The organism is Allocoleopsis franciscana PCC 7113 (assembly GCF_000317515.1).
GTDB classification, from domain to species: Bacteria; Cyanobacteriota; Cyanobacteriia; order Cyanobacteriales; family Coleofasciculaceae; genus Allocoleopsis; species Allocoleopsis franciscana.
On the sequence record NC_019738.1, the window covers coordinates 2006986 to 2033323 of the forward strand.

The following is a 26338-nucleotide window of genomic DNA, read 5'->3' on the forward strand; positions in this document are numbered from 1 at the left end:
AGTGCCTGTTTTAGTCAGCGATGTACTGCTAGCAAAAATTTTAGGGATTGTTCCAATTAGCACGAAAACTAGTTACCTAAAAGAACTGCAACTTGTTCTTCCGATAATTCTTCAATTTTCTCTAACATAAGTTGCTCAATCATTTCTGCTTGTTTTACAGGTATCATTGCTTGCAGTAAAAGGTCTCGCAGTGGTAGCTCTACTGGAAACTTTGTTCGCAATCGAGAAACTAGTTGAGTTGCAATCAGAGAGTCTCCTCCCAATTCATAGAAGTTATCGTAAATACCAACTTGTGCAATTCCAAGAACTTCTTGCCAGATTTCGGCAATTTGTTTTTCTAACTCGTTAGTTGGAGCAACATAGGAATTACTAAGGTTAGGTCTGGAATAGCGTGAGGATAAGTCTGCTTGACTGGAATGTTTTGAATCTGGTAGAGAGTCAAGGTTAAATGTGTGATGGCGCTGCGTGCCGCGCCAAAGGCGATCGCACCGGGTTTTGAGATCGACTGTGGAAACAACAACTTGAGTTCCCTCTCCTAAAGAGAGTATCCGTTTAAATACTTCTACGCTTTCTATTTCAGTGATGGCTAACTCCACCCCAGATGCCTGTTCAAATACTGTTTGTTCTTGGGTTGCATTCAGTTGCAATTTATCCCAATTTATAGAAAGCCAGGGGGGACATTTAGTTTGGTTTTGTCTTTGTCTTTGAGTAAAGGTATCTGTTAATTGATTAACCCCTGAGTATAAAGCTAACCCAAACCCTCCTAAAATGGAAGACAAATAAGAAAATATAATACAAAAACTTAGATTTTTATTTTGTATTATTTGTTCTAATACAGTAATTTTATGGCGTTGATAGTCAAGTTGTTTTTCTAACGTTGTACTATCAATTTCTGATATCGAACTAAATATATTTTCGCGTGTTATTCCAGTTGAATAGATAACCCCATGAATTTGACCAACCTTTTCAGGTGCAAGGCTCTGGTGCATTTGATCGTAGTTAGTTGCATCTGCACGCACCACCAAAACTTCTGCACCTAATTCATCTAACACTAGCAATTTTCTGATTTTACGACTCACCTCATCTTCTTGAGCGTGAGTTTCTAACCATTGCAAGTATTCATCCCTGCCAGGGAAAGCGGAATCTTCGATAAATATGAGTTTGGCTTGTAGGGTTTTTGCTAGATATTCCGCAATCACAACTCCAAGACTTTCCAGTCCGCCTGGAAACAGGTATACACCTTGTTGTCTCAAACGAGTTTTTTCTTCAATTACTGACTCTAAGCGCATTGGCTCAAATGTTTGTACCCAGCGGTAGCGATCGCGATATGCAACAACCAAGTCTGACGACAAAGCTGTGAACTCACCTAAGATTTGGTCAATAATAGGACTGTCACAATCTCCTCGTCCTCTCTCTGCGTCTTGGCGATTCGTTAAAGCAACATCAATACTCCGACAGGTGATATTAGGATACTCTTGCGGAATTACCTTACATAAACCTAAGACTGTTGCTTTCTCTGGAACCAGAGTTTCATTGCCACTGACTTCTTGGGTCTGGTTCGATACAACCCATATTTGCAGGTACTCATTAATGTTGAGCTTACCAAGAGACTGCGTTAAAAATAGCAAACTGTTAAATTCTAAATACTTACCCAGTTGACGATTGTCAAAAGTATTCAGACTCCATAAGTGAGCAATGTTATGGGGAATTTTATCTTGTGCAATCAGCTCTTGGAACAACGCCTCGTAGTCATCTCTGTTTTGGGGATTAATAGCATAGACTCCCTCACTCAATTGTGTAAATTTCTCTCCCACTTTCACCACAAGCACATTTTTGCCATTCTGTTCCAGTTTGTTAACTAACTGGGAACCTACCCCCCACTCATCAACAAACAACAACCATTGTTCTTGTGCAGATTCTATTGGAGAAGGGAAGGATGCATGAGGTAGCAAGGAACGTTTCCATGAAGGGATATAGAACCAGTCAGCAATGTCTTGTTTTTTGTCTACTGTTACTGGCTTGCTACTTAAAGAAGGTGATGACGATTTTGCCTCAATCCAGTATCTTTGTCGCTCAAAGGGGTAGGTAGGCAAAGGCAGACGATGACGCCGCTCGTGGGTATAAAATCCTGACCAATCTATCTCTACTCCAGCTAGCCACAACCGACCTAGTGTCTGCAACAAGAAGCTCACATCCGATTGTTGTTCTTTGACATGGCGTAAGGAAGTCAGCACCTGTTGTTTGGCTTGTGGCTTCAAATGCTGTGTTGTGAGTGTGCTTAATGTCCGCCCCGGACCTACCTCTAAGAAAACACCATCAAACTGCTCTAATAGTTGAGATATCCCATCAGAAAACTTCACAGATTGCCGTAGATGTTGACCCCAGTAGCTGGGATTTGTCGCTTGTTCATCTTTTATCCAAGTACCAGTCACATCGGAAATGAAGCGAAGGCGTGGCGGATTGAGTTTGACTTTTTTGACAGCCTGCACAAAGGGTTCCACTATTGGTTCCATCATCTGGGAGTGGAAAGCATGAGATGTATGCAATAGCCGACATTCAATCCCTTGGGAGGATAATTGATTTTGGAGTGAGGCTATAGCCTCCCTAGAACCGGAAACTACGCATGAAGATGAAGTATTGATTGCTGCTATTTGGATAGACGGGCCACCGTGCGTCTGTTGCTCCAACAGAGATTGCACCTGTTTTTCGGGAAGTGGAATTGCCAGCATACTCCCGACGGGCAACTGTTGCATCAGTTTTCCCCTGGTTGCCACAATTGCTAAAACATCTTCCAAGGAGAACACACCAGCAATTGTTGCCGCGACATATTCCCCGATGCTGTGACCAATCATCGCCTCTGGACGCACTCCCCATTCCATCCACAACTGGGCGAGGGCGTATTCAATTACAAACAGTGCTGGTTGGGTGATGGCTGTTTGTTGTAGTTGTTGAGATGCAACTTCAACCAGTTGTGCTTTGGGGAAGAGTATCTGGCGGATATCCAGATTGAGCAGGGGTTGGAGAGTCTTGGCGCAAGTATCTACATGTTTTTTGAAGGTGGCTTCCACCTCGTACAGTTCCTGCGCCATATTTACATATTGCGCCCCTTGTCCGGAAAACATGAAGATTACTGGACAGTGACTGGGTTTGCGATAGTTAGTGAAAATACGTTGCGCTTCTTGGGAGGTCAGCACTTTCAGTGCATCGTCAATGTCCTGGCAAACCAACATGCGGCGATGCTCAAAAGCCCGACGACCTACTTGTAGGGTATGAGCGACATCAGGCAGGGTAATATCGGGATGTTGCTGGAAGTAATCAGCCAAATTTGTTGTAGCGCACTCCAGGGCTGAATTAGTCTTAGCCGAGAGCAGCAACAACTGCCAAGGGCGTGAAGAGCTAGAGGCTTCAACGACGGGAGCTTCTTCGAGAATCACATGAGCATTAGTTCCACCAATTCCGAAAGAACTGACTCCAGCACGGCGAGGAATACCGTTGGTCTTCCATTCAGACAACGTGGTATTGACGTAGAAGGGACTGTTAGCAAAATCTATCTGGGGATTGGGCTGTTTGAAGTGCAAGCTGGGGGGTATTTGTTTATGTTTAAGCGCTTGGATGGTCTTAATTAAGCCAGTAACACCAGCGGCTGTATTCAAATGTCCGACATTGGTTTTAACTGAACCAATAGCACAGAAGCCTTTTTTGTCAGTTTGGAGTGAGAACGCCTGTGTGAGAGCCTCAATTTCAATAGGGTCACCTAAGGAAGTTCCGGTTCCGTGAGCCTCGATGTAGCTAATAGTTTCAGATTCGACTCCAGCTAAGGCAAGCGCCTCTAAAATCACCTCTCTTTGACCATCCACGCTGGGGGCTGTGTAACCAACCTTTAAAGAGCCATCGTTATTGATAGCCGAACCTTTGATGACGGCATGAATACAATCGCCATCAGCAAGGGCATCTTCTAATCGCTTCAACACGACAACCCCCAACCCATTGCCGAAAATGGTTCCCTGAGCATTAGCATCGAAGGCTCGGCAGTGTCCGTCAGGAGAATTAATCCCTCCTTCTTGATAGTAGTAACCAGCTTTTTGTGGCACTTGTATCGAAACACCACCGGCCAAAGCGATATCACTTTCGCCGTTCAGCAAACTTTGGCAGGCTAAGTGAACGGCAACCAAAGATGTAGAACAAGTGGTCTGAACATTGATGCTCGGTCCCCTTAGGTTTAACTTGTAAGAAATTTGCGTGGGCAGGTGGTCTTTATCATTTCCAATCCACGTTTGGAACTGGTCTACTGATTCTATTAAGTCCCGATTTGGATATAGGTTTGAAAATAAGTAACTACTCACGGTTACACCAGCGTAAAGACCAATTTGGTCACTGTAAGTTTCCGAGTTGTAACCAGCATTTTCTAGCGCTTCCCAGACACTTTCTAGGAAGAGACGATGTTGTGGGTCTGCTATTTCAGCTTCTCTGGGAGAAAAGCCGAAAAATGAAGCATCAAAAAATTCTATATTCTCTAGTACAGTGCCAGCCTTGACATAGCTGGGGTCATTCAACACAGCGGCGTCTATTCCTGTGGCTACTAGTTCTTCATCTGTAAAAAAAGAAATTGACTCCACCCCGTCTCGCAGATTTTGCCAAAAAATATCAATATTTTTTGCCTCTGGAAAACGACCCGCTAGACCAATAATAGCTATTTCATCTCTATGATCAATAGTATTAAGTTCATTTGAATTATTCATATAAATAAATCCTTTTAATTGATAGATTGCAATAGTTGAGACTCGTAACTGATACTCGATCTTTTTTTTACTTCATTAGGCTACGTTATCGGACGCTTCTATAGAAGTTGATGTGGAAAGTTCCAAGGCAATCTGAATCTGATCGTTCAAAACCGCTTCGATATCATCTTCAGTAGTCAGTGGATTTGCAATCACTGCCCGCAGTGCAACAATAGGAACTTCTTTTCCAGCGCAGATAGTTGTTTTCATCGTCCGCGAGATAAAGGTACGACCCGCTTGACGCTGGCTTTTTTGAAGGCACTCATTAAATTGATTGATGAGTTGATTATCAGTTTCAGTTAACTGCTTCTTGGCAGCACGCTCTCTCAAGGACTCTGGGATGTAGCGATAGATTAGAATGTTAATATCTGGCTGGGCTAACAATTCAAACTCAGACATGGCACAGATACGAGCAGCCATGTATTGAGTTTTCCTGATTCCTTCATCAATTAAAAATTCATATCCCTTGACCCCTATCAGGTTTAGTCCAGCATGAAGGAATAATGCCATAGCGGGTCGAGAACCTTCCAAAGTCCGTTTTCCTAAATCGAACGAACTCTTACGCATGGTGTAACTGGCATTCTTTTCGATCGCTTGCGCCATTTTTGGATCGCGCAGAAAGACCATACCAATGCCCATCGGCAGATACAGTTGTTTATGTCCATCAATAGTCACTGAGTCTGCCCGTTCGATGCCAGCAAGCTTATACCGATGTTGTTCGGAAAAGATGAGTGGCCCACCCCAAGCCGCATCTACGTGAAAATGAACATTAGCTTCTCGTGCAATCTCCGCGATTTGCCAAAGGGAATCCATACCACCAGAGTCTGTAGTGCCAGCAACGCCCACAATCGCGATAATATGCTTGTTCTGAACACGACAGTCTGCAACAGCTTCGCGCAGGGCTTGTATGTCAACCCGATTGTTGCGATCGCTCTTAATTTTAATCAAACCCTGTGTACCAATGCCCATTAAATCAGCCGCTTTATCAAACGAGTAGTGCATCAACTCAGAGCCAATCACCACTGCTCCTTTGTAGCCGTAGAAATTTAGGGCTACAGCTAAGCCTTCCTTTTCTACACCAAGAAAGCCATCCTTGGGTCCCAAAGAAGCATTACGAGCACACCAAAGCGCTGTGATATTTGCTGTAGTGCCTCCAGAAACCAAAATGCCCAACGTACTCTGGCTGTTTTGAACATGCCGATCGTAGAAATGCTCAGAAAAGTTGTAAATCAGTCGATGCATCATTGCTAAAGCCTGACGTTCATAGGGGCTTAAGGCTTTAGCCGTTTCCATTTTGACGGCGTTTTGGTTCATTGCCGTCATTAGTTTGGCTAGAGGTCGCACAAAATAAGGAAGTGCCGAGGTCATGTGACCGATAAATCGTGGCGAAGATGTGTGTACTGAATGGGCAATAACATTGTCAGCTAAGTATTCGAGATAGCTTTCAAAATCAGAAGGTTCAACAGGAACATTACTGTCAGAAAAATTTGCTATTACCGAAGCATAATCGATATCCGTATTAGTATAAATGGCGTCTAAAAAATCATGGGTTAAAGTATCGAATTGCACATCTATTTTTTCCTCTACAGAGGCTACTTCTTTCGCTGAATTAAATAGTTGACTGATTTTTTCTTCAATCCCATAAGGCAAGTCTAGTTCAGTCTTAGTCAGTTGATTTGGTTGTGAAGTTTTTTGTTTAAATGTCATATTTAAATCCTCTGAATAAATTATTTTTCACTTTTTGTGTAGCACAAAAAACATCTATTAATTCCCTAATTCAACCGAATTCCAGGTAGTTTTATTAGAGAATATACCCGTGGAATGGAGGTATTTGTTTGAATTATTGAGATGGAGTGCTTTTGGGCTTGCCTGCTGCTCGATGTTTTTGTCTGACTTGTTTTCTGCGATTGATTGAATCAGTCCGGCTTCCAGAGCGGTTAGAAGATTGTGAAGAAGACGGTTGTTTGCTTTGCTCCTGACTTAAATATTGAGCTAAGTAGCTTATGGTTGGATATTGAAACATTCCAACTAAGGGAAAATCTCGCTGAAAGGTTTTTTGCAGCTTGCCATGAACCTGAACCAAGAGCAATGAATGACCGCCGAGTTCAAAGAAATTGTCATGGATACCTATCTCCTCGACATGAAGGACTTCTTGCCAAATAGTGGCAATTGTTTGTTCTACTTCAGTCCGGGGTGCCTGATAAGCCGCTTCCAACTCGGGACGCGATCGCTCGTCGGGCATTGGCAGCGCTCGATGGTCTACCTTGCCATTGGGTAGCAGTGGCAGAGCTTCTAGCATCACGAAAGCTGATGGCACCATATAGTTGGGCAGCTTCTGTTTGAGTAAGCGATGAAGTTCACTAATTGCGATCGCCTGCACTTCGTGCCGCTTCTTTAACGGCATAGCTTCGCTTACCCACTGCTCTAGATCAGAAACGACATAAGCCACCAATTGCTGGTTACCGGATTCATCTTCCCTAGCCAGAACTACTGCCTCCCGTACCCCTGGATGTTGACCTAGCACCGCTTCAATTTCTCCCAGTTCGATGCGGAAACCGCGAAGTTTCACCTGGTTGTCGATTCGTCCCAGGAATTCGAGGTTACCGTCCGGTAGGTAGCGAACTAAGTCCCCAGTTTTGTATAGACGCACACTCGATTTGGGACTTCTAAATTGTGCGTTAGTCTCACAAGATTCTGAATTTTGATTAGAATCTGCCAATCTAAAATCTACAATCGGCAATTCCAAATCATTGAAAGGGTTTGGGATAAACCGCTCTGCCGTCATCTCTGGTCGGTTCAGGTAGCCCCTAGCAAGTCCTGCACCGCCTACATAGAGTTCACCAGGCACACCGATGGGAGCAGGCTTTAGATGCCGATCTAGCACGTAGATTTGCGTATTGGCGATCGGGCGACCGATGGAAACGTGCGAAGGAGCTTTATCTTGCGGACTTATGCTGTAGCAAGTCACGTCAGCAGACACTTCTGACGAACCGTAAAGGTTTAAGAGGGTACGATGAGACATGATCTGTCGAAACTTCTGCAATAGGTCTACTGAAAGTGCTTCTCCACTCGTGACCCAGAGCTTCAACTTGGGTAGCCGTTTTTGGAGGTCGCTGGCAGTATCCAAAAGTACGCGCAGCAATGAGGGGACAAGTACGAGTCGCGTTACCGCATTGTCGGCAAGGGTTTCCACAAACTGTTGAGGGTCTTTGAGAACTTGATCGGACACAATGACGATCCGCACTCCTTGGAGTAATGGCCCAAAAATCTCCCAAACGGAGTCCACAAAGTTTAAGGATGTTTTTTGACAACAAACTTCTTCGGCTTCAAAGGGATAGGTTTCCCACATCCAGTGAAAACGATTGACGGCACCTTGATGAAGACCGAGAACCCCCTTGGGTTTCCCAGTCGAGCCAGAGGTGTAGATGACATAAGCCAGATTGTTAGCCGTAGAACTACTGACGAGATTCTCTTGGCTTTCCTGGGCAATACTACCCCAGTCAGCGTCCAGGTAAACGACCTGTGCCTCATGTTCGGGAACTCTCTCGACCAGATGCTGCACAGTTAGCAGTACTTGTACTTGAGCATCTGAAAACATGAAAGCTAATCGCTCTTGCGGATAAGCTGGATCGAGGGGTACATATGCGCCACCCGCTTTCAGGATGCCCAAGAGTCCAATGACCATATGGAGCGATCGCTCTACACAAATGCCCACCAGTACCTCTGGTTTTACACCTAGCTTTTGCAGGTGGTGCGCTAGTTGATTTGCCCTAGCGTTGAGTTCTCGGTAGGTTAATTGTTGCCCTTCAAATACTACCGCTACAGCATCGGGTGTCTTCTCCACCTGAGCTTCAAAAAGCTGATGAATGCATTGATTGTGGGGATAATCAGCCTGTGTATCATTCCATTCCACTAATAGCTGATGGCGCTCGGCTTGGGTCAATCGAGGTAAATCTGAAAGGCGTACTTTAGGATTGGCGACCATTCCTTCTAGTAAGGTTTGTAAATGACCCAACATCCGAATAATGGTAGCTGCATCAAAACGGTGGCAATTGTACGCAATTTTCAGTTCTAACTCTTCTCCAGGTATTGCAAACACACTCAGAGGATAGTTCGTCTTTTCAAAGGCACGAATATTATCAACCTTGAGGTTAGCGACTCGCTCCCGCAAGGAAGACTCTATGGGGTAGTTCTCAAAAATTACCAGACTCTCGAACAGAGGCAAATCTCTAGGTATTTCACTCCAGCCGTGAATTTCCACTAGCGGACTATACTCGTACTGACCCATCTCAATGTATTGAGCTTGGATGTGCTTGAGCCAAGGCAGGAGGAATTCGTCAGGAGCTACCTGCACCCGTATTGGCAGGGTATTGATCAACAGACCTACCATAGACTCTACATTCAGCAGAGCAGACGGGCGACCGGAGACGGTCGCTCCAAATACTACATCGTCCTGAGTGCTGTAACAGCTCAGGAGTAAACCCCAAGCTCCCTGAATCAAAGTATTGAGAGTCAGATGTTGCTGCTGTGCCAGTGATTTTAGTGCGGCTGTTAGTGCGATCGATAGTTTGATTTCTTGCTCGTCGTAGTTCTCTTCCAGATTCGGAAACCTTAGAGAAGCTTGACCTACTTCCAGTGGTGTTGGAGCTGTAAAACCTTTAAATTTCTCTCGCCAGAATGCTTTGGCTTGAGACATATCCTGCTGCTGTAGCCATGCAATGTAGTTCCGATAGGGGCAAGGTAGTTTTAGTTCGGGGATTTGACCTTGGCAAAATCCCTCATAGTAGGCAATGACTTCTTTAACGATTATGGGTAAAGACCAACCATCCAGCAGTAGATGGTGATGGCTCCAAACAAAATGATAGTGAGTCTCGGCAAGTTTGATTAGAATTAGGCGCATTAGCGGCGCTTTGGACAGTTCAAAACCGCGCTTTCGGTTTGCGTCCAGTAAATTTTCCAGTCGTTCCTTTTGTTCAATGGGAGGGACGCTTTGCCAGTCTTGTTCTTCCCAATCGAGTTTTACGTGCCGACCTACTATCTGAAGGGGCTTTTCCAGTTTTTCCCACACAAAGGCGGTTCGTAAAACGGAATGCCGATTGACTACTTGCTGCCAGGCTTGGGCAAAGGCAGAAACGTTCAATTCTCCCTGCAATTCGCAACTTAGTTGAGTGACATATACGTCGGATGCTGGGTCATAAAGGCTATGGAAAAGCATCCCCTGCTGCATCGGAGAGAGAGGATAGACATCTTCAATGTTTTTATTTTTTAAACTCATCTTGCACCTCCTCCCTCAAACTCAACCATTCCCAATACTGCATCTAAGTCGTCTTGACCAAGTTGCGCTAGTGGAAAGTCTGAGGGCGTGAAGCCACCAGCTTCAGGAGATTGACAGTGAGCGATCAGCGATCGCAACGCTTCCACAAAACCCTGAGCCAAGGTCTCAATCGTTGAGCGACGATGTACCTTGTGGTTATAACTCCACTTCAGTTGCAATTGCCCCTGACTCACCAACCCATCGATTTCTAAAAGATGCGATCGCTTACCTCTGAGACTTCGAGCTAATCCACTCGATTCTTGAGTCAAGCCAAACAAAGACGATTCCGAAAGGGTTTGGTCAAACTGACCCAAGTAGTTGAAAATGACCTCAGCCTGCGGCAGAGTCCTCAGTTGTTCGGTAATCTCCGGGTCATCACTGAGATAGCGCAGTACACCATAGCCAATGCCTCGATTGGGAATGCCACGAAGCTGTTCTTTAACTTTCTTCAAAGCATCTCCTGGGTTAGAAGCCTCTCCTAGATTCAGGAGTACCGGAAAGATAGTGGTGAACCAACCCACGGTGCGTGACAAATCTACATCATCGGCAATGTCTTCCCGCCCATGACCTTCTATATTGACTAACAGAGTGCGTTCACCCGTCCATTGAGCAAAAGCTTGCACCAGTGCCGTTAACAATACATCGTTGATCTGAGTGTTATAAATTTGTGGCACTTCCTTGAGTAAGGCTTGGGTCTCTGAGAAACTCAAGGTACTCGATACACACCCCACAGAAGCCATTGTGTTTTCGCCCCCAGGAAAATCTACAGGTAGAGGGATGGACGGCTTACGGGACTGGCGTCGCCAGTAGTCCAACTCTTGCTGTAGGGCAGTTGAGCGTACATACTCCCCCAGCTTTTGAGACCACTGCTGGAAAGATGTTGTTTTTGCGGGTAACTGTACTTGTTCACCCTGGCTCAGTTGCTGGTAGGCTGTTTGCAAGTCTTCTAGCAAGATTCGCCAAGAGACTCCATCTACAACCAAGTGGTGAATCACGATCAGTAAGCGGCTGGGTTGGTGAACCCCTAAGTCGAAGAAACCCACGCGCACGAGTAGTCCGGTTGAGAGGTTAAGACTGGCTTGTAATTCGGTGGCAGTTGCCTCAATCGCTAACGTTTGCTCTGCCTCTGCCAGCGCTGAGAAGTCCCACCGGGTTAATGGCACGGATACATCAGGACTGGATTGAACCTGCTGCCACCCAGACTCTATTGGTTCAAATCGCAGGCGGAGGACATCGTGGTGGAGTAACAAATGCTGCAGTGCTTGTTCTAACAGAGCTAAGTCGATCGCTTGTCGCACTTCCAGCAAAACAGCTTGGTTAAAATGGTGCGGATCGGATAGATTTTTCTCAAAGAACCATTTCTGGATGGGCGTTAGAAAAACTACACCCGTGACTAATCCTTGCTCTGCTAAGAGTACCTTCTTGGTGACGGCAACGGCTGCTAAGTCGGCAATATTCTGGTATTCAAATAACTGTTTGGGGGTTAACTGTAAACCTGCCTGGTTTGCCCTGGCAACGATTTGGATCGTGAGGATGGAATCTCCCCCCAATTCAAAAAAGTTATCGTAGATACCGACCTGCTCTACACCGAGGACTTGAGACCAGATCTCAACTAGCGTGGTTTCGACCGGAGTGCGGGGAGCCACAAACGCTTTATCCAGTTCGGGTCTGACTGTATCGGGTGCTGGCAGTACTTTGCGGTCTATCTTGCCGTTCGGTGTTAGGGGCAACGCTTCGAGCTGCACAAAAACCGAAGGCACCATGTATTCGGGCAACTTCTCTTTGAGGAAGCGACGCAGGTCATTGATAGAAGGTGCTAGCTGTTGTTCTGTAACTATATAGGCAATCAGGCGCTTGTCCCCCTGCACCTTTTCCTGAGCGAGAACCACCGTTTCTCGCACTGCTGGGTGTTGATTCAGTGCCGCTTCAATTTCCCCTAATTCAATGCGGAAACCCCGAACTTTTACTTGATGGTCGATGCGACCGAGGAATTCAATCTCTCCATTGGGCAGATATCTGGCTAAATCCCCGGTTTTGTACAGCCTTCTACCTTCTGCCTTCCCAAAAGGGTTAGGAATGAATTTCTCTGCTGTAAGTTCGGGGCGGTTGAGGTAGCCTCGTGCCAGTCCGTCACCACCGATGTACAGTTCTCCTGGCACACCAATGGGAGTAGGTGTCAGGTGAGAGTCGAGGATATAGATTTGCGTGTTGGCAATAGGGCGACCGATGGGAACGGTTTGTCGTTCGCTCTGGCGCTGGCACTGCCAGAAGGTAACATCAATGGCAGCTTCAGTTGGACCGTAGAGGTTGTGCAGTTCGGCATCGAGACGCGCAAAGAAGCGTTGAGTCAGTTCAAAGGGTAGTGCTTCGCCGCTACAAATCACCCGCTTGAGACCGTTACAGGTTTCAAGTCTAGGTTCTTCTAAGAAAACTTGGAGCATTGAGGGGACGAAATGAAGGGTGGTAATTTGCTCAGTGGCAATCAGTTTGACCAGGTAAGCACTGTCCTGATGTCCTCCGGGTTTGGCAACCACCAGACGCGCCCCAGTCATCAGCGGCCAGAAGAACTCCCAAACTGACACATCGAAGCTGAAGGGGGTCTTTTGCAGAATGCGATCGCCTATCGTTAACTGATAGGTTTCCTGCATCCAGACCAAACGATTGCAAATCCCTTGATGGGTGTTCATCGCCCCCTTGGGCGTGCCTGTGGAACCAGAGGTGTAGATCACGTAGGCTAAGTTATCGGTTGTCGCTCCGCTATCGGGGTTTTCCTGACTCCGATTGGCAAGCATCTCGCCGTCGGTGTCCAGACAGAATACCTTAGCTTGATGAGTCGGTAATGTCTCCAACAACTGGAACTGGGTGAGCAAGACGGGAACTTGGGCATCCTCTAACATGAAAGCGAGGCGTTCTGGAGGATAAGTTGGGTCTAGCGGAACATAGGCTCCACCTGCTTTGAGGATACCCAAGAGTCCAATGACCATATCAAGCGATCGCTCTACGCAAATTCCTACCAGTACCTCTGGTTTTACACCTAGCTCTTGCAAATAATGGGCTAGCTGATTCGCCCTAGCGTTCAGTTCCCGGTAAGTCAACTGTTGGTTTTCAAAGACTACCGCTACAGCATCGGGCGTTCTCTCTACCTGCTCCTCAAATAGCTGATGAATACAGACATCTTTTGGATAATCGGCCTGAGTTTGATTCCATTCTCTCAACAACTTATGCTGCTGTGCTTCACTCAACAGGGGCAATTCAGCAACAGTTTGTTGGGGATTTTCCACAATGGCTGACAACAAGTTCTGGAAATGAGCCGCCATCCGCTCAATGGTTGACCCGTCAAACAAGTCACTGTTGTACTCCCATTCCCCCACCAATCCCTGGGAAGTTTCGGTGATTAACACTGTTAAATCAAACTTAGCAATTGTGCTTTCCCGCTCTAACTGAGTCAAAGTCACACCGGGTAATTCTACTTCACCCATCGGTGCGTTTTGCAACACAAACATCACTTGAAACAGGGGAGAATGACTCAAAGAGCGTTGCGGTTGCAAGACTTCTACTACCTGCTCAAAAGGCACATCCTGATGTTCATAGGCTTTGAGTGTGGTGTCCCTAACTTGTGCCAGTAAGTCTTTCATACTGGGATTATCTTCAAAACGGGTTCTCAATACCAAAGTATTCACAAAAAAGCCAATCAAAGATTCAATTTCACGGCGATGGCGATTGGCTATAGGAGAACCAATTAAAATATCTTCTTGACCACTGTAACGATAGAGTAAAGTAGCAAACGCCGCCAACAGGGTCATAAATAAAGTCGTCCCCGACTCCTGAGACAGAGTTTGCAACTTTTGGGTTAAATCAGTATCTAAAGTAAAACTTTGAGTCGTACCCCGGTAAGTTTGCACACTTGGACGAGGGCGGTCAGTGGGTAATTGTAACAAGTCTGGCGCACCCTGCAATTGTTGCTGCCAGTAATTGAGTTGCGTTTCTAGTACCTCGCCACACAACCATTGTCTTTGCCAAACGGCAAAGTCGGCATACTGGATTGGTAATTTTGCTAAAGGAGACGGCTCTCCCGTACAAAATGCTTGATATAAACTAGACAGTTCTTGGATAAATACTCCGATTGACCAACCATCAGCAACAATGTGGTGCATCGTCAGTAACAATACAGATTCTGTTGCTGATAACTGCAACAAACTACACCTGATTAATGGTGCTATTTCCAAGTTAAACTCTGTAATGGCTTCAAGTTGTAGTTGTTGGTGTAGGACAGTTTCTCGTTCTGGTACTTCTAGTCGCTCTAAGTCCACCAGAGTTATGTTCAGGGTGGCTTCTGGATGAATTACCTGTATGGGTGTGCCGTTAACAGTTTGGAAGCTCGTGCGTAGTACTTCGTGGCGGCGTAATATTTCTGATAAGGCTTGTTGTAGGGCATGAACATTTAAGTTACCAGTGATGCGGAGTGCCCCTGATAAGTTGTAAGTGGCACTTGACCCTTCCAGTTGGTTGAGGAACCACAGTCGCTGCTGGGCAAAGGACAGGGGTATTTGTTCGCCCTCGGTTCTGGGTTGAATGGGGGGAAGACTTAATCCACTATTGGTAGTACGTAGTTGAGTTAATGTTTGCTCTAATTGAGCGACGGTGGGAGATTCAAAGACTGTCCGTAGTGGGATTTCTACGTCCCAGGCAACTCTGAGTCTCGAAATTAATTGGGTGGCTAGTAGAGAATGCCCTCCCAATTCAAAGAAGTTGTCGTGGATTCCTACATTTTGCACGCCGAGAACGGAAGCGAATATATTGGCTATTATTTCTTCACTTGGTGTGCGGGGTGCTACGCATTGATGTTCTCGGTTGATTTCTCCATCAGGTGCTGGTAGTGCTTTTCTATCTACTTTGCCGTTGGGTGTTAAGGGTAGGGTGTCTAAGGTAACAAAGACATTTGGCACCATGTATTCGGGTAGCTTTGAAAAGAGGAATTCACGGAGTTGATTGTTGGTGAGTGATTCATCTCTAGTAACAATATAGGCAACTAAGCGTTGGTTACTAGCAATGTCCTCTGTGGCAATGACTACAGCTTGTTGGATTTGGGGGTGGGTGTTGAGGACTGCTTCAATTTCTCCGAGTTCGATGCGGAAGCCTCGAATCTTTACTTGATGGTCAATGCGACCGATAAATTCAATATTTCCATCTGGCAAATACCGACCTAAATCACCAGTTTTATACAACCTTTCCTGGGTTCGGGGATGAATAATAAAACTAGCATTAGTCTTTTCTGGGTTTCGCCAGTAACCCTTAGCGAGTCCAATTCCCCCGATGTAAAGTTGTCCAGTCACCCACACTGGACATGGCTCCAAAGCTTCATTCAGGACATAAAAATGTTGATGGCGCATTGGGCGACCGTAGGGAATGCTTTTCCAAGTTGGATCAACTTTTTCAATGGGATAGAGAATTGACCAGATAGAGGCTTCTGTCGCGCCGCCTAAACTAATGACCTGCACATCTTGAAACAAAGTCCGAATCTGGTCGGGTAAGCTTAGGGGTAGCCAATCTCCACTTAACATCACCAACCGCAAAGATTGAGGTAATAATTCTGAGCGATTAGCCGCATATTCCACCAGCATCTGCATCAAAGCTGGTACTGAATTCCAGATAGTGACCTGATGTTGTACGATTAATTGCGCCCAGTGGGCAGGGTCTTTTGTGGCATCGGCATCAGGAATGACAATGGTTCCTCCCGCTGCCAGGGTGCCAAAGATGTCATACACCGACAGGTCGAAACTCAGAGATGATAGGGCAAATACCCGGTCTTGGGGTTGAACGTTAAAGCGCTGGTTGATGTCGAGGATGGTATTAACAGCACCTCGATGGTCAATCATGACTCCTTTTGGTTTGCCAGTTGAGCCAGAGGTGTAGATGACGTAAGCTAAATCCGACGGTTGTTGTATCGACTCTAGAGGTGTGGAGGAACTAGGAGGTTCTACGGTGTCGATACAGAGGCGTGTGATATTTTCTGACCATTCTAAGGAGGTGTCGAGCCAAGATTGAGTGAGTATGCACTGCACTTGTGCTTCTTCTAATAGATGTTGCCGACGTTCGCTAGGGAGTCCGGGGTCAATCGGTACATAAGCAGCACCAGATGCGAGAATGGCTAAGGCAGCGACGACTTGCTCCCAGCCTTTCTCCATGACAATTGCTACTAGTTGGTTGGGGCGAATACCTTGTTGTCGCAGTTGATGGGCGAGGTGATTGGCGCGATCGCATAATTCCTGATAGGTTAGAGTGCGACTAGAGGTAACGACAGCAGCAAGCTTAGGATGCAAAGCGACTTGCTCAAAAAACAAGGTCTGGAGTAAGGCTCCTTCCGCAATGGGTGTCTCAGTGGCATTAATCGCGGCTATTTGCTTGAGCTGTGCTGAGGGCAACAGTTGCCGTGTTGTTGTTTGCCAAAGGTCTTCTTCATGTGCCAGACGATTCAGGAAGTCACAGTAAGCGGCAAACATATCATCCAGGAGTCCTGGAGGAAAGACTTCCTCAACAGCATCCCAATCGAGAACCAGAGTACCTTCTCTTTCAGAAACCTGAAGGTCTAGATAAACCTGGGGTGTCTGGCTGAGAGCATAGACGAGTTTTCCTAACCGATCAATTGATGATAACGATTGTTCATTGGGTGCGTTACCAATTTGAGGTTTAGTTAACTTTTCTCGACTTAGGTTTTCTTGAGTTAGCCTGCTAGTAAAGACAACTGGCATTAGTGCCTCTGACTGACGCTTTTGCCTGCGAGCTAACTCCCGTAAAACTTTCACGCCACTAAAATAGCGGTAGTCAAAGTCTTGCCAAAGTTGCTTTTGAATACGTTGCGATCGCTGTGCAAAAGACTCCTGCTGTGAGTTGTCCACTGCTAGTAAATTCAATGATGTAAAGTCCCCAACAATCTGATTCACTTCGGGGTGCAGGGGTAGACGATTGAAAAGAGTCAGATTGATCGTAAATCTGGGACTTTTACTCCAAACGGTTAGGATTTCGGCAAAAGCAGCTAGCAATATTCCCGAAGCGGTCAAGTTTGCTTCAGTAGCTCTCCTCTTGAGACAATGCCAGGTATCTGGAGCTAATTTGCCACTGCGGCGCAGAAAACGGGGGTATTTGACAGTTGCCGGACTTTTATCGAGGGGGAGTTCAGGAGAAGAGGGTAAGCTAGCCAGACGACTTTGCCAATATTCTTGTGCTTTCAGATAAAGTTGTGAATTTCGTAGGTCAATTTCAGCTAGGACGTAATCCCGAAATGAAAGTTCATAAGGAGCAAGATAAATATCCGGATTTTGGATTAAATCAGCTAGTTCCCCCAGCAAGATTTCAAAACTCCAACCGTCACCAATCAATACCTCTAAGCTGATATAAAGTCTGGCTTTACTCTTGTCTAACTTAGCAACTCGAATGTCAAATAAAGGCCAGGTGTCAGCAGGCAAGACTTGGTGGGACATTTGATTGCGAATTTCTGCTAACTGAGAAGCCACTAGTTCAGAACTTTTCCCACGCAAGTCCACCACCTTAATTTTGTACGGAGGTACCTGCTCCAAAATCTGCTGTTGCCCATCAGAGTTGATAATCATTCGCAACATCTCGTGATGGTCGATCAGTCGTTGCCAAGCTTTTTCAAATCTTTCTAGGTCTAAATCCGCCGTTTCAATCTCTAAATATCCATGACTTGATACATTACTTAACTCAAAAATACCACTACGACCAATCCAGTAAGCCTGCTGAACATCAGTGAGTGGGAATGGTTGGTATCGATCATCTGGATTGGGAACTATTGTGGGTAGTTCTTCGGTTTTGGACTTAACTTCACCACGTAAACGCTTTTCAAGAAGTGCTTGTTTAGCAGGTGAAAATTTAGACTTAAGTTTGATAACTTCTTCTTCGGGTGATAACATCTTTTTCGTAACTAAAACTACCTAAAAATATGCCTTATTAATCATTTTTAATTTCTAAGAAATAATCTTTACTTTCATATACTCAGGCCAAAGTTGAATTCGCGTTAGTTCATTTTCCATAACTACCAACTCGCCCCTCTTTTCAATTTCCTTGAAACCCGCAAACTTATAAGAGATATACATCATCCGATTGCGATTATTGGAAACGAACTCTGCACACAGACGAACCTTATTTTCCTTAGCCAGCTTGATAATGTAGTTGAGCATCACTGTGCCGACACCCCTAGACATGACGCGGCAAGACATTAACAATAACTTAATCGTCCACAGGCTTTCTTGGCATTCCACAAGAGCTAGCCCAATTTTTCCATAACTTCCATATTTATCTTCCAAACTGGCAATTAGCAGTTTGTGCTGATTCGATTGCCGAAACTGATTGAGTTCATCGTAGGAGTATGTATAGCCAGTTGTGTTAAGTTGGTTTGTTCGTACCGTTAATTCTTCAGCTCGCTGTAAATCCTCTTCTTGAGCCGAAGAGATAGTGAAGTGCATATTGAGTGTAGCTAAGAATTCTTCTTGAGGGCCTACGAATTCTGACTCTACCTTCTGGCGTTTTATATCGCTAAGATACATCAACCTTCTCTTTTTTGAATCCTCTGTAATAAAACGAGGATTCATTTCTGGCATATCAAGCAACTGCTCCAGAGTGGCGGCATTAATACAGAGAACTTCAGGCAGTGAAAAACTGACTTCTTCCAACTCAAATGGCTGATCGTCAACAAAAGCTATTGTATCTATACCGATGTTGATTGATTTAGCAATTTCCTGAATAGAGGAAGCCTTAGAATTCCAGTTGATTTGTGGATACAAAAAATACTCATGCAATCCCAGCTCCTCTAGTTTCGCCATTGCTTTGCCATACTCATTTTTGCTGGCAACGGATTGGAGTATTCCTCGACTGTCCAAGGTTTTGATGATACCGACTATATTGTCTTTTAAGGAAACGCGATCGTCCTCCAATAATACGCCATTCCATAGGGTATTATCCAAATCCCAAACTACACATTTAATCGTTTTTTGACTAACTAGATTAGTTTCTACTTTCTCTGAATTTAGACTTACCATTTGTCAAATCTTTGCCACTAATTCTTGAGATATTACAGGGCGAGTCGGTGGAAACAGATGTTCTTGGTAACCATACTCAGCGATGGTAATTTGTTGAATCTGGTTGCTACCTTCAATAATTTCCATGATTTTGGCGTCTCGCAAATACCGTTGAACAGAGTATTCACTACTACAACCATTACCGCCATGAATTTGTACTGCATCATTTGCCGCTTTAGTTGCCGTTGTGGAGGCAAAATATTTGGCAATTGAAGTTTCCATAATTGATTTAGGAGCGCCAATATCTTTGAGGTAGCCTGCTTGATAACATAGCAGTCTCGCTGCTTTGACATTGACAAGCATCTCAGCAATCATTTGTCGAATTAATTGGTGTTCTTTGAGATAGACACCAAATTGCTGGCGTTGACTCGTATATTGAATGCAAGCTTCTAAACAGGCTTGGGCAATACCTACACAACCCCAAGCTACGCTATATCTTCCATAATCCAGTGCAGAAGAAGCCACATGGGAAAAACCAAAACCCTGCCTACACACAAGGTTTTCCAACGGAATTTTACAATCATGCAGGTGCAGTTCTGCTAACATTGAAGCTCTCACACCTAACATCCCAAAAATGGGTTTGATTGTCAATCCTGGGCTATTTTTTTCGACTAAGAATGCTGATGGCTTACCTTCACACTGAGCAAAGACTAAAAAGACATCCGCAATTTGCCCATAAGTAATCCATTTTTTTTGCCCATTTAATACATAAAAATCTCCCGAACGTGTGGCTGTCGTCTCTATACTTTTGGCATCGCTGCCGACGTTAGGTTCGCTCAATGCAAAAGCCGCAATGACTTCTCCAGATGCTAATTTAGGCAACCAATTTTCTTTTTGAAATTTGTTGCCCCACTTGAGCAGAGCCTGAGATACCATATTATGAACTGTCAGCAAGCTCCTGAGTGAAGAACAGCCTCGTCCAATTTCTTCATTCAAAAGACCGTATGTAATTGCATCCATTCCACTGCCACCTTTATCTTTAGGTAAGGCAGCACCTAAATATCCTTGTTGAGCTAGTTTTTCAATGAGTTCTGGGGGCGTATGTTCTTTGCGATCGCATCGATTTGCATAAGGAATTATTGCTTCGTCTACAAAAGCTTTGAATTCAGATCGAGCTTGGTTTTGCTGAGGAGTTAATTCTATTCGCATTTTACACTTAAATCACAACAAAATCCATTCTTCTCTGTCCAGATCCCCGACTTCTTCAAGAAGTTTGGGATCTAGATCGAGCCTATAGCTACATTTGTCTTAGATTGGATCAACCGATTCATCGCTTCAATAGTTCTAAAGTTATCAAAATCGAGGTCTTCGTTTTCAATCGTGACATTAAACTCTTTTTCTAGAAATAGAACCAGTTGCATGGCAAACATCGAATTAACAAAACCTAGAGCAAAGATATCTTCATCATCTTGGAGTTGATGATTGCCGAAATACTGGGAAAGAAAATTTTTGATTTTAGATTTAGCTGCTTGCATGGTGAGTTATCTTGTGTGAATTACTGCAAATTTAAGAAGTTCAGGTATAAGCATAAAAACCTTGCCCGCTTTTTCGACCATACAACCCTGCATCTACCATTTTCTTGAGCAAAGGGCAGGGTCTATATTTACTGTCGTTAAAGCTTTCGTATAGAACTTCAATAGAGAAGAGAATCGTATCTAATCCGATTAAATCAGCGGTTTCAAGAGGTCCCATTTTGTGACCAAAGCAGGTTTTGAAGATTCTATCTACATCGGAGGCTGAAGCAACTTGGTCTTGCAAAAGAAAAATTGCTTCATTAATAGTTAACATCAGTACACGATTAGAAACAAAACCGGGAGAATCATTGACTAGGATGCATTCTTTGCCCATCTGAGCCAACATTTTTTTTGCGGTTTCAATAGTTTCCTCAGAGGTATGATAGCCGCGAATCGTTTCCACCATTGATTTCATTGGTACAGGATTCATGAAATGCATACCAATGACTTTAGGGGCACGCTGAGTTACTGAAGCAATGCGAGTAATGGGAATAGCAGATGTATTGGCGGCAAAGACTGATTCTTTAGGACAAATGGTATCAAGTTGAGAGTAAACCTGGTTTTTAATATTCCATTTTTCTGTCGTGTTTTCAATAACGAATTCCGCAGATTCTAGAAATTGATAATTAGTTGTAAATTTAATTCGCTGGAGGACTTCTTTGGGATTTTCGGTTTTCTCGCTTTTATTGAAAAAACCTTGAAAACGAATATTTTTACTAATTTCCTGTTTCGCCTGCTCCAAAATCTTATCGGAAATATCAACAAGAATCACTTGATGTCCGGTTTGGGCAAGGTTTTGTGCTACCCCGATACCCATAACACCAGCTCCGACTACACCAACTGTTTGAATGTTCATTTTCAGATCTACCTCATGTAGAGTTTTTGGACATGGGTGTATAGTAATGCTGCCAAAATTGTATTGTGATGTATTGATTTTGTTTCTTTTATTTGCTGGTAATTTCTCTCATAAGCTTCTGAGCATCTTCTTCAGTTATTTCTGCTATTTCCCTTATGATTATTTCTTCTATAAACAGAGCCAACTCCGCTACAGATGGTTTCTGAAACAAGCTAATTAAAGGTATTTCTACTTGTAGTTCTTGGCGAATTATTAGAAACATTTTGGTTGCTATTAAAGAGTTTCCGCCCAATTCAAAAAAGTTGTCATGAATACCTACTTTATCGATTCCCAAAAACTCTTGGAATAATTGAGCAATCCGGTGTTCAATTTCACTGCTAGGAACAACATAGGTAGTCCGCAGGTTTGAGCGCGGATACAGAGAGGGGGTTGCCTCACTGCCCTTTACTTTTTCAGGATACTGGCTAGACTTATGCTTAATAAGCTTATCGACTTCTGTTTCTATATCACTCTGCCAGATAGCAACCTGAGGAATTAGACGATTAGATAAAAGACGTTTAAAAATTTCCACAACTTGTTCATGAAAAACCTCAATTTTTCTTGGGTCTGGGGCTATACCTCTAAGGGCTAAGAAGGCATCTTCATAGTGAAACCAATTTACACTACACCAATTACTATTACCAAGCTGGTTCTGCCTGTGAACCCAGGCATCCATGAAAAGATTAGCCGCAGTATAGGAAGCAAACCCTGTTCCTCCAAAGATAGCTCCCATTGAGGACATCAATATGCAAAAATCAATTTCTCTGTCTTGCAAAACTTTATCTAACGTATAAAGTCCATACACCTTAGCTTGAAAGTGCCAGTTAGATTCGGTGTAGCTTGTATCCAAAATTGAATTAATGATCTTATCTTGATCGAGAATTGCAGCTGCATGGATCACCCCATTAAGCTTGCCAAATCGCTTTTCAGTCTGCGTAATAACTCTTCGCATGTGGATTTCATTCGCCACGTCTGCGCTGATGACGAGAACATCAGCACCTAAATCTTCCAATTCTTGGATTTTCCTGATTCTGGTGCTTACTCGATTTTGTTGCTCATGATTTGCCAGCCACTGCTCCCATTCTTCTTTAGGAGGTAATGCTGAACGTCCTGTCAATACAAGCTTGGCTTGTACAGTTTGCACTAGGTATTTAGCTAGTGTCAAACCAAATCCTCCTAATCCGCCTGTTATTAAATACACGCCCCCTTGACGCAATTGTTTGGGAGACTCAACTGGATTATCGAATCTTACAGGCTCAAATACTTGCCGCCAACGCTGATTAGCCCTATAGGCGATTACCAAATCAGATGACTTTCCAGTGATTTCTGCTAAGAGTTGGTCTATTAGTTTATCCTTCGACCAACTTCCTAATTTGGGCAGTACTAAATCAACACTTTGGCAGGTGATATTACTATACTCTTGGGGAATGACCTTACACAGTCCCAACAAGGTTATCTTTTCCGGATATGACACATCAGTGCTCTCTACAGCGTACATACTATTGGACAACACCCAAAGTCGAAGAGGAATAGTAATCCGTTGCTTACTGAGAGCCTGCGTAAGAAAGAGCAGACTGTAGAAACCTAAGTGCTGAGCTTCTTCAAATAGCTCTACTCCTGATGGTATTTGTTCGTGAGAAGTGATACTCCACGAGTGAATCACAGTACTGGGAATTTTGTCCAAAAAATCAAGTTTTTTGAGTAAGGAATGGTAGTCCTCTTTCCTTTGAGGATTGATAGTGTATTCCCATTCACTAACTTGGTCAAATTGTTCTCCTACCCTTACACTGATGACATCTTGACCCTCGTTTTCTATTCTTGCCGCAATTTGAGAACCTATTCCGCATTCATCGACAAATACCAGCCAGCAGGACTTTTGCTTTGCCAAGCTACCCACTTCAAGCGGAACAGGCGGCATCGACTGTTTCCAGACTGGAATGTAGAACCAGTCTGCTATGTCCAGCTTTTTCTCTAAGGAGGCTTGATCTATGGACACAGTCTGTCCCGCTTGGGGAGAGTCAACCCAGTAGCGCTGGCGCTCAAAGGGATAAGTCGGTAATGGGACACGTTCGCGGTACTCCTCGGCATAGAACTTCGACCAATCGATTTGAATTCCCGATAGCCACAACTGACCCAAAGCGTTGAGCAAAAACGCTAAATCCGACTGTTGAGTATAGGCATCGCGAAGAGAGGGTAGCACAACTTTATCTGCCACCTGCTCGCTTTCTAAACACTGTAATGCCAAACTACTCAATGTCTGTCCTGGCCCCACTTCCAACAAAATCGGTTGCTGTTGTTTCCATAACTCATTCACCCCATCGGCAAATAGCACAGGTTGGCATAGATGCTGCGTCCAGTAGCTGGGGTCTGTGGCTTGGGCTGCTGTTATCCAAGTTCCCGTAACATTGGATATGTAAGGGATTTTCGGGGGATTGAGACTGACCGTTGTTACCAGTTCAGTGAAGGAAGAGGCAATAGGTTCCATCATCTGGGAATGGAAGGCATGAGATGTCTGCAAACGTCGGCAAGCCAAGCCCTTTTCAGTTAACTGAGAAGCCAATTCATCCACAGCATCTGGGGTTCCGGCAATTACGCAGAGTTTTGAGCCATTCACCGCAGACAAAGACAGTTTCTCTCCTAGGAGAGGACGTACCTCTTCCTCTGAGAGGGGAACCGCCAACATTGCTCCACCGGGCAACTCTTGAATCATTTGCGCTCTTTTTGTCACAAGAGTCAGAGCATCTTCCAGAGACAATACTCCCGCCAAAGTTGCCGCGACATACTCACCGATGCTGTAGCCAATCATCGCCGTTGGACGAATTCCCCACGACATCCATAACTGGGCGAGGGCATACTCGATAACAAAAATTGCCGGTTGAGTAAGATGGGTTTGATTCAGTTTTTGAGTGGCTTCATCGATCGGTTCTGCGTTACGACCAAGCATTTTGCGTAGATCGATGCCCGATTGAGGCACACCTGCGATCGCCTGGGTTGGTTGGGAACTTGCCGAAGCCTCGTTCTTCGTGGGATACAGTACATCTCTCAGATCGAGACCAAGGAGAGGCTTGAGCAACTCGCAACAGCGATCAATTGTTTTTTGAAACGTTGGCTCAATTTGGTAAAGCTCCCAAGCCATATTAATGTAATGAGTTCCCAGTCCAGTAAACATGAAGGCGATGGGGCGATCGCTCGTCTCCTGAAGACCGGAGAGAACCCGTTTGGGGTCTTGCAGTGCGACTAGAGCATCTTCAATATCTTTGCAAACAACCGTTCGCCGATGCTCAAATTCTCGACGACCCACTTGTAGGGTGTAAGCCACATCAGCTAGGTTAAGCTCAGGATGTTGTTTCAGGTGTTCAACCAAGTTGCTTGTCGCCGTCTCCAAAGCTGAACTCGTCTTGGCAGATAACATCAGCACTTGCCAAGGGCGGGAGGTTGCAGACGGTTGCACAGTTGGCGCTTCTTCGAGAATGACATGGGCATTGGTTCCACCAAAACCAAAGGAACTTACTCCAGCGCGACGGGGAGTACCGTTAGCTTTCCACTCTGTAAGCTTAGTGTTGACATAAAACGGGCTATTCTCAAAATCTATCTGAGGATTGGGTGTCTCGAAGTTAAGCGTCGGCGGTAGCCACTTTTTGTCGAGAGCTAAAACTGTTTTAATCAAGCCTGCGATCCCCGCCGCAGCATCCAAATGCCCAATATTGGTTTTCACTGAGCCAATTGCACAGTAACCTTTTTGATCTGTTGAAAATGCTTGTTTTAACCCAGCAATTTCAATCGGATCGCCCAGAGACGTTCCGGTTCCATGTGTTTCTATATAAGTAATTGTTTCTGGCTCAACTTCAGCCATGATTTGAGCGGCTCGAATGACTCTCGCTTGTGCCTCTTCACTAGGGGCTGTGTAGCTAACTTTTACAGCACCATCATTATTGATGGCTGAACCTTTAATAACAGCATAAATATAATCTCGATCTGCGATCGCATCTTCCAGTCGCTTGAGGACAACCACACCAATTCCGTTGCCGCCAATTGTCCCATTGGCACGAGCATCAAACGCTTTGCAATGTCCATCGGGAGAAATCCCTTCCGGACACAGCGTTACTTCGTTTTGGGGAGCTTTAACTGAAACCCCAGCCGCCAAAGCCATGTCGCATTCACCACTGAGCAAACTTTGACAGGCGAAATGAACGGCAACTAACGAACTGGAACAAGCTGTTCCAACACTAACACTCGGCCCTTTGAGATTTAATTTGTAAGAAACTCGGGTGGATGCGTAATCTTTATCATAAGCAAGTAGAGTGGGGAAATATCCTAGTGTTTCTCTCACCTTGTTGGGGAAAAGATTATAAAGCAAATATGTGCTTGTCCCTACTCCCGCATACACTCCTATCGGTCTTTCTTCTTTTTCAGAGTCATAGCCAGCATTTTCCAGAGCCTCCCAAGCACACTCTAAAAATAGACGATGCTGTGGATCGATAATCTCCGCTTCTCTGGGATTAAACCCAAAAAACGAGGCATCAAATAGCTCAATATCTTCTAGTAATGCAGCCGCTTTTATTTCTTTATTAAAACCATTAGCTTCAGGATTTTTTCCCGAATCTGGAAAAACTGAAATAGACTCTTTTCCATTGAACAAATTTTCCCAAAACTGAGCAATATTACCACTGCCTGGAAAACGTCCGGAAACACCTATTATTGCAATTTCTAATCCGTTATGTTTGAAGTTCATTGCTTTATCTTTT

Annotated in this window: 9 protein-coding genes; all 9 read right to left on the minus strand. The window is 44.6% G+C overall.

The genetic code is table 11. The annotated features are described in order from the left end of the window. Positions 1-68 precede the first annotated feature (68 nt). Positions 69-4739 carry a type I polyketide synthase gene (locus MIC7113_RS08480; RefSeq protein WP_015181757.1) on the minus strand — a complete coding sequence of 1557 codons (4671 nt, stop codon included), beginning with the start codon at positions 4737-4739 and terminating at the stop codon, positions 69-71. 75 nt (positions 4740-4814) lie between these two features. Then, positions 4815-6485: a pyridoxal-dependent aspartate 1-decarboxylase PanP gene (gene panP / locus MIC7113_RS08485; protein WP_015181758.1), complete on the minus strand. Its 1671-nt coding sequence runs from the start codon at positions 6483-6485 to the stop codon at positions 4815-4817. A 133-nt stretch (positions 6486-6618) separates the two neighbouring features. Next, positions 6619-10053 carry a non-ribosomal peptide synthetase gene (locus MIC7113_RS08490; RefSeq protein ID WP_015181759.1) on the minus strand — a complete coding sequence of 1145 codons (3435 nt, stop codon included), beginning with the start codon at positions 10051-10053 and terminating at the stop codon, positions 6619-6621. Then, positions 10050-18020 (minus strand): non-ribosomal peptide synthetase, encoded by a 7971-nt coding sequence (locus MIC7113_RS08495; RefSeq protein WP_015181760.1) that lies wholly within the window; start codon positions 18018-18020, stop codon positions 10050-10052. Before MIC7113_RS08495 ends, MIC7113_RS08490 begins: the two co-directional genes overlap by 4 nt. 54 nt (positions 18021-18074) lie before the next feature. Continuing rightward, the gene (locus MIC7113_RS08500; protein WP_015181761.1) at positions 18075-19145 is read right to left on the minus strand and encodes an HAD-IIIC family phosphatase; all 1071 of its coding nucleotides are present in this window, start codon (positions 19143-19145) and stop codon (positions 18075-18077) included. A gap of 3 nt (positions 19146-19148) precedes the next feature. Beyond that, positions 19149-20333 (minus strand): acyl-CoA dehydrogenase family protein, encoded by a 1185-nt coding sequence (locus MIC7113_RS08505; protein WP_015181762.1) that lies wholly within the window; start codon positions 20331-20333, stop codon positions 19149-19151. A 71-nt stretch (positions 20334-20404) separates the two neighbouring features. Further along, positions 20405-20659 (minus strand): acyl carrier protein, encoded by a 255-nt coding sequence (locus MIC7113_RS08510; protein WP_015181763.1) that lies wholly within the window; start codon positions 20657-20659, stop codon positions 20405-20407. Between the two features lie 40 nt (positions 20660-20699). Then, on the minus strand, positions 20700-21554 hold the full coding sequence (locus MIC7113_RS08515) for a 3-hydroxyacyl-CoA dehydrogenase family protein (protein ID WP_015181764.1): 855 nt from the start codon (positions 21552-21554) through the stop codon (positions 20700-20702). Between the two features lie 88 nt (positions 21555-21642). Beyond that, positions 21643-26325, minus strand: a complete 4683-nt coding sequence (locus MIC7113_RS08520; RefSeq protein WP_015181765.1) for a type I polyketide synthase — start codon at positions 26323-26325, stop codon at positions 21643-21645. Positions 26326-26338: the final 13 nt, after the last annotated feature.

Bases quoted from the DNA above. Each gene is read 5' to 3' on its own strand.
- MIC7113_RS08480 (WP_015181757.1), bottom strand. From the start codon at position 4,739: ATGAATAATTCAAATGAACTTAATACTATTGATCATAGAGATGAAATA.
- panP (WP_015181758.1), bottom strand. From the start codon at position 6,485: ATGACATTTAAACAAAAAACTTCACAACCAAATCAACTGACTAAGACT.
- MIC7113_RS08490 (WP_015181759.1), bottom strand. From the start codon at position 10,053: ATGAGTTTAAAAAATAAAAACATTGAAGATGTCTATCCTCTCTCTCCG.
- MIC7113_RS08495 (WP_015181760.1), bottom strand. From the start codon at position 18,020: ATGTTATCACCCGAAGAAGAAGTTATCAAACTTAAGTCTAAATTTTCA.
- MIC7113_RS08500 (WP_015181761.1), bottom strand. From the start codon at position 19,145: ATGGTAAGTCTAAATTCAGAGAAAGTAGAAACTAATCTAGTTAGTCAA.
- MIC7113_RS08505 (WP_015181762.1), bottom strand. From the start codon at position 20,333: ATGCGAATAGAATTAACTCCTCAGCAAAACCAAGCTCGATCTGAATTC.
- MIC7113_RS08510 (WP_015181763.1), bottom strand. From the start codon at position 20,659: ATGCAAGCAGCTAAATCTAAAATCAAAAATTTTCTTTCCCAGTATTTC.
- MIC7113_RS08515 (WP_015181764.1), bottom strand. From the start codon at position 21,554: ATGAACATTCAAACAGTTGGTGTAGTCGGAGCTGGTGTTATGGGTATC.
- MIC7113_RS08520 (WP_015181765.1), bottom strand. From the start codon at position 26,325: ATGAACTTCAAACATAACGGATTAGAAATTGCAATAATAGGTGTTTCC.